Source organism: Streptomyces sp. 6-11-2, from assembly GCF_006540305.1.
Classification (GTDB): Bacteria; Actinomycetota; Actinomycetes; order Streptomycetales; family Streptomycetaceae; genus Streptomyces.
Genome location: NZ_BJOR01000001.1, coordinates 3,709,128 through 3,721,006, shown reverse-complemented (window position 1 = coordinate 3,721,006; position 11,879 = coordinate 3,709,128). Strand labels below are relative to the sequence as shown.

Below are 11,879 nucleotides of genomic sequence, written 5' to 3'. Positions count from 1 at the left end.
CCAGGGCCCTCAGGGACGTTCGAGGACGTACTCCAGCTCGGACTCCGCCGAACCGGCCGTCAGCGGCACGGTGACCCCGCTCGGCAGGAACCCGATCCTGCGGTAGAAGCGCAGGGCCCGCCCGTTGTCCTCGTGCACGATCAGCCGCACGCGCTCCACGCCGGTGTCCCAGGCCCATTGCAGGGCCTCGTCGAACAGGACCTCGGTCAGCCCGCACCCGCGGTGCTCGGGCCGCACGTAGACACCGACGACATGTCCCTGCCGCCGCTCGACCGGGAACCCGGCCCAGTCCGTCGTGCCGGCCTCCTCCACGAGCACGGTCACGGTTCCGGCCCACTCGCCGTCCGGCCCCTCCACGACGAACTGCCGGGCGTCGTCCGACCCCACGGCGGCCCCGGCCGTCCGCTCCTGCCAGAACGAGTCCGGCCTGGCCACGGCGTCGTCGTACGTCTCCAGAAAGGCGAGGTGGGCCACCGGGTCCTGGAGCGCGACCAGCCGCAGCACCTTCGCGGCGGGCCACTCCTCGGTGCGCACGGCACGGACGACGTACTGCTCGGTGCTGCTGGGGCTGCTCATGGGGCCACGGTAATGCACCAAAACAAAAGGGCCCACACCTTTTCGGTGTGGGCCCTTTCTTAAAATTTGTTCGGCGGCGTCCTACTCTCCCACAGGGTCCCCCCTGCAGTACCATCGGCGCTGTGAGGCTTAGCTTCCGGGTTCGGAATGTAACCGGGCGTTTCCCTCACGCTATGACCACCGAAACACTATGAAACAATCAACCGGAGCCGCAGCAACGGCTACGACGGTTGTTCGTGGTTTCAGAACCAACACAGTGGACGCGAGCAACTGAGGACAAGCCCTCGGCCTATTAGTACCGGTCACCTCCACACCTCACGGTGCTTCCAGATCCGGCCTATCAACCCAGTCGTCTACTGGGAGCCTTACCCCATCAAGTGGGTGGGAGTCCTCATCTCGAAGCAGGCTTCCCGCTTAGATGCTTTCAGCGGTTATCCCTCCCGAACGTAGCCAACCAGCCATGCCCTTGGCAGAACAACTGGCACACCAGAGGTTCGTCCGTCCCGGTCCTCTCGTACTAGGGACAGCCCTTCTCAAGACTCCTACGCGCACAGCGGATAGGGACCGAACTGTCTCACGACGTTCTAAACCCAGCTCGCGTACCGCTTTAATGGGCGAACAGCCCAACCCTTGGGACCGACTCCAGCCCCAGGATGCGACGAGCCGACATCGAGGTGCCAAACCATCCCGTCGATATGGACTCTTGGGGAAGATCAGCCTGTTATCCCCGGGGTACCTTTTATCCGTTGAGCGACGGCGCTTCCACAAGCCACCGCCGGATCACTAGTCCCGACTTTCGTCCCTGCTCGACCCGTCGGTCTCACAGTCAAGCTCCCTTGTGCACTTACACTCAACACCTGATTACCAACCAGGCTGAGGGAACCTTTGGGCGCCTCCGTTACCCTTTAGGAGGCAACCGCCCCAGTTAAACTACCCATCAGACACTGTCCCTGATCCGGATCACGGACCCAGGTTAGACATCCAGCACGACCAGACTGGTATTTCAACGACGACTCCACAACCACTGGCGTGGCCGCTTCAAAGTCTCCCAGCTATCCTACACAAGCCGAACCGAACACCAATATCAAACTGTAGTAAAGGTCCCGGGGTCTTTCCGTCCTGCTGCGCGAAACGAGCATCTTTACTCGTAGTGCAATTTCACCGGGCCTATGGTTGAGACAGTCGAGAAGTCGTTACGCCATTCGTGCAGGTCGGAACTTACCCGACAAGGAATTTCGCTACCTTAGGATGGTTATAGTTACCACCGCCGTTTACTGGCGCTTAAGTTCTCAGCTTCGCCCACCCGAAAGTGAGCTAACCGGTCCCCTTAACGTTCCAGCACCGGGCAGGCGTCAGTCCGTATACATCGCCTTACGGCTTCGCACGGACCTGTGTTTTTAGTAAACAGTCGCTTCTCGCTGGTCTCTGCGGCCACCCCCAGCTCACACTGCAAGAGTGATCACCAGGCGTGGCCCCCCTTCTCCCGAAGTTACGGGGGCATTTTGCCGAGTTCCTTAACCATAGTTCACCCGAACGCCTCGGTATTCTCTACCTGACCACCTGAGTCGGTTTAGGGTACGGGCCGCCATGAAACTCGCTAGAGGCTTTTCTCGACAGCATAGGATCATCCACTTCACCACAATCGGCTCGGCATCAGGTCTCACCCTGCATGAGCGGCGGATTTACCTACCACTCGGGCTACACCCTTACCCCGGGACAACCATCGCCCGGGATGGACTACCTTCCTGCGTCACCCCATCACTCACCTACTAACCGCTTGGTTCAGCGGCTCCACCACTCCCCCTCACTCCGAAGAGATCAGGGGCGGCTTCACGGCCTTAGCATCACGATGCTCGATGTTTGACGCTTCACAGCGGGTACCGGAATATCAACCGGTTATCCATCGACTACGCCTGTCGGCCTCGCCTTAGGTCCCGACTTACCCTGGGCAGATCAGCTTGACCCAGGAACCCTTAGTCAATCGGCGCACACGTTTCTCACGTGTGAATCGCTACTCATGCCTGCATTCTCACTCGTCAACCGTCCACGACTACCTTCCAGTGCCGCTTCACCCGGCAGACGACGCTCCCCTACCCATCACAGCACCCGTTGGGGCTATACGCTGCAATGACACGACTTCGGCGGTACGCTTGAGCCCCGCTACATTGTCGGCGCGGAATCACTAGACCAGTGAGCTATTACGCACTCTTTCAAGGGTGGCTGCTTCTAAGCCAACCTCCTGGTTGTCTGTGCGACTCCACATCCTTTCCCACTTAGCGTACGCTTAGGGGCCTTAGTCGATGCTCTGGGCTGTTTCCCTCTCGACCATGGAGCTTATCCCCCACAGTCTCACTGCCGCGCTCTCACTTACCGGCATTCGGAGTTTGGCTAAGGTCAGTAACCCGGTAGGGCCCATCGCCTATCCAGTGCTCTACCTCCGGCAAGAAACACACGACGCTGCACCTAAATGCATTTCGGGGAGAACCAGCTATCACGGAGTTTGATTGGCCTTTCACCCCTAACCACAGGTCATCCCCCAGGTTTTCAACCCTGGTGGGTTCGGTCCTCCACGAAGTCTTACCTCCGCTTCAACCTGCCCATGGCTAGATCACTCCGCTTCGGGTCTTGAGCGTGCTACTGAAACGCCCTATTCGGACTCGCTTTCGCTACGGCTTCCCCACACGGGTTAACCTCGCAACACACCGCAAACTCGCAGGCTCATTCTTCAAAAGGCACGCAGTCACGAGACGAGGACAAGTCCTCGTCCGACGCTCCCACGGCTTGTAGGCACACGGTTTCAGGTACTATTTCACTCCCCTCCCGGGGTACTTTTCACCATTCCCTCACGGTACTATCCGCTATCGGTCACCAGGGAATATTTAGGCTTAGCGGGTGGTCCCGCCAGATTCACACGGGATTTCTCGGGCCCCGTGCTACTTGGGTGTCTCTCAAACGAGCCGCTGACGTTTCGACTACGGGGGTCTTACCCTCTACGCCGGACCTTTCGCATGTCCTTCGCCTACATCAACGGTTTCTGACTCGTCCTACGGCCGGCAGACCGTAGAAGAGAGATCCCACAACCCCGCATGCGCAACCCCTGCCGGGTCTCACACGCATACGGTTTGGCCTCATCCGGTTTCGCTCGCCACTACTCCCGGAATCACGGTTGTTTTCTCTTCCTGCGGGTACTGAGATGTTTCACTTCCCCGCGTTCCCTCCACTTGCCCTATGTGTTCAGACAAGGGTGACAGCCCATGACGACTGCCGGGTTTCCCCATTCGGAAACCCCCGGATCAAAGCCTGGTTGACGACTCCCCGGGGACTATCGTGGCCTCCCACGTCCTTCATCGGTTCCTGGTGCCAAGGCATCCACCGTGCGCCCTTAAAAACTTGGCCACAGATGCTCGCGTCCACTGTGCAGTTCTCAAACAACGACCAACCACCCGTCACACACCAACACTCTGGTGCTTCACCGGGGCCGGCAACCGAAGACCCGACCAGACGGCCGTGCCCTCAGACACCCAACAGCGTGCCCGGCCAGATCCCGTCCGGAGATCATGCGTTCCACGCTCCGAAGAGCAGTACTAGCAGCCTCCGACCCGAGGTCCTGACCGAATAATCAACGTTCCACCCATGAGCAACCAGCACCGGACATTCGCCGATGTACTGGCCCCTGGACCGCCGAAGCGGCCTAGAAGTGCTCCTTAGAAAGGAGGTGATCCAGCCGCACCTTCCGGTACGGCTACCTTGTTACGACTTCGTCCCAATCGCTAGTCCCACCTTCGACAGCTCCCTCCCACAAGGGGTTGGGCCACCGGCTTCGGGTGTTACCAACTTTCGTGACGTGACGGGCGGTGTGTACAAGGCCCGGGAACGTATTCACCGCAGCAATGCTGATCTGCGATTACTAGCGACTCCGACTTCATGGGGTCGAGTTGCAGACCCCAATCCGAACTGAGACCGGCTTTTTGAGATTCGCTCCACCTCACGGTATCGCAGCTCATTGTACCGGCCATTGTAGCACGTGTGCAGCCCAAGACATAAGGGGCATGATGACTTGACGTCGTCCCCACCTTCCTCCGAGTTGACCCCGGCGGTCTCCTGTGAGTCCCCATCACCCCGAAGGGCATGCTGGCAACACAGAACAAGGGTTGCGCTCGTTGCGGGACTTAACCCAACATCTCACGACACGAGCTGACGACAGCCATGCACCACCTGTACACCGACCACAAGGGGGGCACTATCTCTAATGCTTTCCGGTGTATGTCAAGCCTTGGTAAGGTTCTTCGCGTTGCGTCGAATTAAGCCACATGCTCCGCCGCTTGTGCGGGCCCCCGTCAATTCCTTTGAGTTTTAGCCTTGCGGCCGTACTCCCCAGGCGGGGAACTTAATGCGTTAGCTGCGGCACCGACGACGTGGAATGTCGCCAACACCTAGTTCCCACCGTTTACGGCGTGGACTACCAGGGTATCTAATCCTGTTCGCTCCCCACGCTTTCGCTCCTCAGCGTCAGTAATGGCCCAGAGATCCGCCTTCGCCACCGGTGTTCCTCCTGATATCTGCGCATTTCACCGCTACACCAGGAATTCCGATCTCCCCTACCACACTCTAGCTAGCCCGTATCGACTGCAGACTCGGGGTTAAGCCCCGAGCTTTCACAATCGACGTGACAAGCCGCCTACGAGCTCTTTACGCCCAATAATTCCGGACAACGCTTGCGCCCTACGTATTACCGCGGCTGCTGGCACGTAGTTAGCCGGCGCTTCTTCTGCAGGTACCGTCACTCTCGCTTCTTCCCTGCTGAAAGAGGTTTACAACCCGAAGGCCGTCATCCCTCACGCGGCGTCGCTGCATCAGGCTTTCGCCCATTGTGCAATATTCCCCACTGCTGCCTCCCGTAGGAGTCTGGGCCGTGTCTCAGTCCCAGTGTGGCCGGTCGCCCTCTCAGGCCGGCTACCCGTCGTCGCCTTGGTGAGCCATTACCTCACCAACAAGCTGATAGGCCGCGGGCTCATCCTTCACCGCCGGAGCTTTACAGCCCAGGAGATGCCTCCCAGGCTCATATCCGGTATTAGACCCCGTTTCCAGGGCTTGTCCCAGAGTGAAGGGCAGATTGCCCACGTGTTACTCACCCGTTCGCCACTAATCCCCACCGAAGTGGTTCATCGTTCGACTTGCATGTGTTAAGCACGCCGCCAGCGTTCGTCCTGAGCCAGGATCAAACTCTCCGTGAATGTTTTCCCGTAATCGGGATGAACACCACGAGAGCGGTGCGAGAGGAGGAATGATCCCCTCGCACACAGCGTCCTCGCTGTGTTTTTCAAAGGAACCTCGTCCCAGCAGACGCTGGAGACGGGGTATCAACATATCTGGCGTTGATTTTTGGCACGCTGTTGAGTTCTCAAGGAACGGTCGCTTCCTTTGTACTCACCCTCTCGGGCTTTCCTCCGGGCTTCCCTTCGGTGTTTCCGACTCTATCAGATCTTTCCGATCCGATTTCCTCGGTGCTTTCCAGGTTTCCGCTTTCGCGTTTCCCTTTCCGGCGGTTCCGACTCTATCAGATCCTTTCTCGACCTGACCCCCAGTCAGCGGGGTTTGTCTTCGCGGCCGTTGGGCCGTTCCGACGTCTCAAACCCTAGCGGATCCTCTCGGCGATTCCCAATCGGGCCCTCAGGGCGCCGAATCAAGATCGACAAGTCCCACTCGAATTGAATTCGGGCACGCCGAAAACAATCCCGGATGGGAGATCGTGCTGGTGGTTTGAGTGCCGCTCATGCGGCGGAGGTGTCGACGAGGAACCCTTACGGCTCCGCGGCAACCCGGAGAACATTACGGATCTGGCAGGCGACTGTCAAGCGTCCCCGCCGGGGTTTTCAGTCGAGGTCGGAGAGCCGGCCGCCGGCGTCCGGCTGGGCGTGCTCGACACGGCGCAGGATCCGGGTCAGGACCTCGCCGAGGGCCGTGCGCTCGGTCGGGGACAGGTCCTGGAGGAGGTCACCCTCGAAGACCGTGGCCAGCCGCATGACCTCGAGCCACTTCTCGCGGCCCTCGGACGTCAGCTCCACGATGACCCGGACGCGGTTGGCCTCGTCGCGCTCCCTGTCGACCAGACCCTCGGCCACCATCCGGTCGATGCGGTGGGTCATCGCGGCCGGGGTGAGGCCGAGGCGCTTGGCGAGGTCACTCGGGCCCAGGCGGTAGGGGGCGCCGGAGAGGACGAGGGCCTTCAGCACCTCCCAGTCGGCGTTGCTGATGCCGAGCGCGGCGGTCTGCCGGCCGTAGGCCACGTTCATCCGCCGGTTGAGCCGGGACAGCGCGGAGACGATCTGCTCGACCTGGGGGTCGAGGTCCTGGAACTCGCGCTGGTAGGCGGCGATCTGCTCTTCGAGCGCAGGCTCAGTGCCGATGCCGTCGGTGCCGCCGGGGTTGTCGCCCATGCCCGCAGTATGGCACGGAACTGCTTGGCGTTGAAGTCCTTCCAGGTGTACTGTTTAGCTTCGAACTTTAGCTTCGAAGTCTTCGGTTCTAACTACTGACCACTTCAAGCATCCATGTCCACTACTTGCTACCTGCTTAAGAGAGGGTGAACGTGACCAGGGCGATGGGCGCAGCGATGCGCCGGATCCACGTGGGCAACGCACTCAGCGCGTTCGGGCTCGGCTTCACCGTTCCCTACCTGTACGTCTATGTGGCGCAGGTGCGGGGTCTGGGAGCCATGACGGCGGGGATCGTCCTCGCCGTCTTCGCCGTGGCCGCGCTGATCGTGCTGCCGTTCGCCGGCCGGGCGATCGTGCGGCGCGGCCCGCTGCCGGTCCTGCTCGCCGCCCTGGTCACGGCCGCGCTCGGCGCCCTGAGCCTGGGGCTGGCGGGCGGAGCCGAAACCGTACTGCTGTCGGCGGCGGCGCTCGGCGCGGGGCAGGCCGTGATGCAGCCGGCGCTGGCGACGATGATCGTGGACTGCTCGACCTCGGAGACGCGGTCGCGGGCGTTCGCGATGCAGTTCTTCCTCCAGAACCTCGGGCTGGGCGTCGGCGGTCTCATCGGTGGGCACCTCGTCGACACCACCCGGGTCTCCTCCTTCACGCTGCTGTTCGCGATCGAGGCGGCGGTGTTCCTGCTGCTGGTCGTGCTGATGTCGACGGTGCGGATGCCGCACTCGCCGCGGCTCCCCGACGGCTCGGCGCGGGCCGGACAGCCGGCGGGGGACGGCTGGAGGCAGCTCGTCGGGAACCGGGCGATGGTGCAGCTGTGCGTGCTGGGCTTCGTACTGTTCTTCGCCTGCTACGGGCAGTTCGAGTCGGGCCTGAGCGCGTACGGCGTGGAGGCCGCGGGCATGGCCACGTCGACGCTGGGGACGGCGCTCGCCGCGAACACGCTGATGATCGTGGTGGCGCAGTTCGCCGTGCTGAAGTTCGTGGAGCGGCGGCGGCGGTCGCGCATGATCGCGGCCGTGGGGCTGATCTGGGCCGTGGCGTGGGCCGCGGCGGCGTACGCGGGACTCGGGCACGGCAGCCGGGCGATGGCCACGGCCGCGTTCATCTCGACGTACGCCCTGTTCGGGCTCGGTGAGGCGATGCTGTCGCCGACGGTCGCGCCGCTGGTGGCGGACCTCGCTCCGGAGGGGATGGCAGGGCAGTACAACTCGGCCTTCGCCCTGGTGAAGCAGCTCGCGCTGGCGCTCGGCCCGGCCGCGGGCGGGCCGCTGGCGGCCTCGCTGCCGGGGCCGTACGTGGTGACGTTCCTGTTGTTCTCGCTCCTGATCACCGTCCTGGCGCTGCGGCTGGGGCGGGGGCTCAGCCCCGCGCAGGACCATCCGTGGGCCGCTCGGAGCCGGGTGGTCGCTCGGGGCTGCGTGGCCGCGGAGCCGGTGGGCGCGGAGGCCTGAGCCCGCGCCCGCCGGCCGGCCGTGGGGCCGCGCCCCGGACCCCCGCTGCCCGGCGGACGGTTCGCCTCAGCGCCGGCCCCGCCGGCCCGCTGTCTCCGGCAGGGTGAACTCGCACCACACCGCCTTGCCGCCACCCGGGGTTCTGCGCGAACCCCAGTTGGTGGCGATGGTGGCGATGATGGCGATGCCGCGGCCCGACTCGTCGCCCGGGTCGGCGCGGCGGCGCCTGGGGAGGTGGTCGTCGCCGTCGGTGACTTCGACGATGAGGCGGCGGTCGGTGCGCCGGAGCCGCAGTCGCATGGGCGGGGTGCCGTGCTGGAGGGAGTTGGCGACCAGTTCGCTGGCGGCGAGGACGCCCAGGTCGTGCAGATCGGGCGGGAAGCGCCAGCTGGCGAGGACGCCGGAGGCGAACGCACGCGCGCGTGGGGCCGCTTCCACTCCGCCGAGCAGTTCCAGTGCGGCGTTGCGGAAGAGTTCGCCGTCCGGGCCGGTGCGGGCGGGGTGCTGGAGGACGAGGACGGCCACGTCGTCGTCGTGGTCGGCCTGCACACCGGCCGAGCGGACCAGGCGGTCGCAGACCACCTGCGGGGAGCCGGTGGCGCCGGCGAGCGCGCGTTCCAGCGCGGCGATCCCCTCGTCCAGGTCCTCGTCGCGGCGTTCCACCAGGCCGTCGGTGTAGAGGACCGCTGTGGAGCCGGGGCTCAGCGGGACCGAGCCGGAGGCGTGCACCCAGCCGCCGGTGCCGAGCGGCGGGCCGGTGGGTTCGTCGGCGCGCAGCACGGTGCCGTTCTCGTCGCGGACCAGGATCGGCAGGTGCCCGGCGGAGGCGTACACCAGCCGGCCCTCGTTGGGGTCGTGGACGGCGTACACGCAGGTGGCGATCTGGTTGGCGTCGATGTCCGCGGCGAGGCCGTCCAGGAGTTGCAGGACCTCGTGCGGGGGCAGGTCCATGCGGGCGTAGGCACGGACTGCGGTGCGCAGTTGGCCCATGACCGCGGCCGCGCGCACCCCTCTGCCCATCACGTCGCCGATGACCAGTGCCGTACGGCCTCCGCCGAGGGTGATGACGTCGTACCAGTCGCCGCCGACCGCGGCCTCCGTGCCGCCCGGCCGGTAGGTGGCGGCGATGCGCAGGTCGTCGGGCTGCTCCAGCACCTGGGGCAGGAGCGAGCGCTGGAGGGTGACGGCGGTCTCGCGCTGCCGGCGCTCGCTGGCACGCAGGCGTTCGGCGGCGTCGGCGTGGTCGGTGACGTCGGTGGCGAAGACCAGAACACCGCGGCCGTCGTCCTTCGGTTCGGCGACCGGTGTGCACGTGAACGTGTACGAGCGGCCGTCGGGTGCCTTGCGGGACTTCAGGGTGCGGGGCCTGCCACTGCGCAGCACCTGGTCCAGGAGCGGGAGCAGCCCCAGTTCGCGCAGTTCGGGCAGGGCCTCGCGGGCGGGTCCGCCGAGCGGGCGTACGCCGAAGGCCGCCGCGTAGGCGTCGTTGACGTAGGCGATGCGGTGGTCGGTGCCGTGGACGAGGGCGACGAGGGCCGGGACGCGATCGAGGACCTCGCGTGCGGGGAGTTCGTCGACGGCGGGCACCGGCACCGTCTCGTCGGTCAGTTGTTCGGCGCGGGCCGGGGGTACGGTGCCGTCCGCCCGCCGGTCCGGGACGGTCGCGAGATCGGGCCGAGCCGCCGTGCGGCGCTGCGTTCCGTTGATTCCGGGGAGCCGGGCGCTCCAGCGCGTGAAGTTCACGAATCCTTGCCTCGTGTCGTCGTCTCAGGCCAGCTCCGGGCCCGGCCGGGGGTCAGGGGCCGCGCGGCGGTGACCGCACATTCTTACTGTCCCGGGGGTGCGGCACAGCGGGAATGCGTCATCCGTGCCGGGCGGGCGACTGCCCGTCCTCGGCCGCGGGCCGGTTGGGTGGTGTGGCCGACCGCGCCGACATCCGTTGGACGCCGGGGCGTGCGGCGGAGTTCCCCGGTCCGGTCAGGACGACCCTTTCGGGTTGATGTTCGGGTCGAGAGGATGTTTTCCACCGGCCGCGAGTTCGAACTCCGCCCGGGGATGTTCGAGTGAACCCAGAGAGACGATCTCCCGTTTGAAGAGTCCCGCCAGCATCCATTCGGCGAGCACCCGGGTCTTGCGGTTGACCGTGGGCACCCGGCTGAGGTGGTAGGCGCGGTGCATGAACCAGGCGGGGTAGCCCTTCAGTTTGCGCCCGTAGACCTGCGCGACGCCCTTGTGCAGTCCGAGTGAGGCGACCGAGCCGGCGTACGTGTGCGCGTACGTCTCCAGGGGCTCGCCGCGCAGGAAGTGGCTGATGTTGTCGCCCAGGAGCCTGGCCTGACGGACCGCGTGCTGGGCGTTGGGAGCGGTCAGGCTGCCCGGTTCGCCGGTGGTGACGTCGGGGACGGCGGCGGCGTCGCCCGCGGCCCAGGCGTGCTCGACACCCTCGACGGTCAGCTGCGCGGTGCACTTCAGGCGCCCGCGGTCGTTCAGCGGCAGGTCGCTGGCGGCGAGGATCGGGTGCGGTTTGACGCCCGCGGTCCACACGACCGTACGGGTCGGGAAGCGCTGTCCGTCGCTGAGGACGGCGATCCGGTCGGCGCACGATTCGAGGCGCGTCCGCAGGAGGACCTGGATGTTGCGGCGGCGCAGTTCGGTGACCGTGTAGCGGCCCATCTCCTCGCCGACCTCGGGCAGGATGCGGTCCGAGGCCTCGACGAGGATCCACTTCATGTCCTCGGGCTTGACGTTGTGGTAGTAGCGGGCGGCGTAGCGGGCCATGTCCTCCAGTTCGCCGAGCGCCTCCACGCCCGCGTACCCGCCGCCGACGAAGACGAAGGTGAGGGCCGCGTCGCGGATCGCGGGGTCGCGGGTGGAGGAGGCGATGTCCATCTGCTCGATGACGTGGTTGCGCAGGCCGATGGCCTCTTCGACGGTCTTGAAGCCGATGCCGTAGTCGATCAGGCCGGGGATGGGCAGGGTGCGCGAGACGGATCCCGGGGCGAGGACGAGTTCGTCGTACGTCAGCTTCTCGGTGCCCCCGGTCTCCTCCGTGGCGAGGGTGGTGAGGGTCGCGGTGCGGTGCGCGTGGTCGATGGAGCTGGCCTCGCCGACGATGATGCGGCACCGGTCGAGTACGCGGCGCAGCGGAACGACGACGTGCCGGGGGGAGATCGCGCCGGCCGCGGCCTCGGGCAGGAAGGGCTGATACGTCATATAGGGATCGGGCGTGACCACCGTGATCTCCGCCTCGCCCCGACTGAGCTCCTGTTTCATCCGCCGCTGCAGGCGCAGGGCCGTGTACATCCCGACGTAGCCGCCGCCGACAACGAGAATGCGCGCACGTTCCTTCACCATCCCATGACGCACCCGACGCTCTCGTTTGTCCACAGCCCCGACCAATTGTGTGACCGTCGGCCGG

The 11,879-nt window shown here is 65.0% G+C and carries 5 protein-coding genes and 3 rRNA genes; 1 reads left to right on the top strand and 7 read right to left on the bottom strand.

Annotated elements, in window-relative coordinates; genetic code table 11:
* Positions 1-9 precede the first annotated feature (9 nt).
* The 5 genes from TNCT6_RS16135 to TNCT6_RS16110 all read right to left on the bottom strand — a co-directional run bounded on the left by TNCT6_RS16135 (position 10) and on the right by TNCT6_RS16110 (position 7,013).
* The gene (locus TNCT6_RS16135; protein ID WP_141360024.1) at positions 10-576 is read right to left on the bottom strand and encodes a GNAT family N-acetyltransferase; all 567 of its coding nucleotides are present in this window, start codon (positions 574-576) and stop codon (positions 10-12) included.
* Between the two features lie 68 nt (positions 577-644).
* A 5S ribosomal RNA gene (gene rrf / locus TNCT6_RS16130) occupies positions 645-761 on the bottom strand.
* Between the two features lie 87 nt (positions 762-848).
* Positions 849-3,972, bottom strand: a 23S ribosomal RNA gene (locus TNCT6_RS16125).
* Between the two features lie 312 nt (positions 3,973-4,284).
* Positions 4,285-5,810, bottom strand: a 16S ribosomal RNA gene (locus tag TNCT6_RS16120).
* The 16S, 23S and 5S rRNA genes sit together here, the layout of an rRNA operon.
* A 639-nt stretch (positions 5,811-6,449) precedes the next feature.
* Entirely contained in the window at positions 6,450-7,013 is a 564-nt protein-coding gene (locus tag TNCT6_RS16110) for a MarR family winged helix-turn-helix transcriptional regulator (RefSeq protein WP_141360023.1), read from the bottom strand.
* Positions 7,014-7,189: 176 nt separating this feature from the next.
* On the opposite strand from TNCT6_RS16110, the gene TNCT6_RS16105 reads away from it, so the two are divergent.
* Positions 7,190-8,461 (top strand): MFS transporter, encoded by a 1,272-nt coding sequence (locus TNCT6_RS16105; protein ID WP_172633214.1) that lies wholly within the window; start codon positions 7,190-7,192, stop codon positions 8,459-8,461.
* Positions 8,462-8,527: 66 nt separating this feature from the next.
* On the opposite strand, the gene TNCT6_RS16100 is transcribed toward TNCT6_RS16105, so the two are convergent.
* Both TNCT6_RS16100 and TNCT6_RS16095 read right to left on the bottom strand, forming a co-directional pair.
* Complete coding sequence (locus tag TNCT6_RS16100) at positions 8,528-10,204, bottom strand: SpoIIE family protein phosphatase (protein ID WP_141360021.1); 1,677 nt, start codon at positions 10,202-10,204, stop codon at positions 8,528-8,530.
* 234 nt (positions 10,205-10,438) lie between these two features.
* Positions 10,439-11,815 (bottom strand): NAD(P)/FAD-dependent oxidoreductase, encoded by a 1,377-nt coding sequence (locus TNCT6_RS16095; RefSeq protein ID WP_141360020.1) that lies wholly within the window; start codon positions 11,813-11,815, stop codon positions 10,439-10,441.
* Between the last annotated feature and the right edge of the window lie 64 nt (positions 11,816-11,879).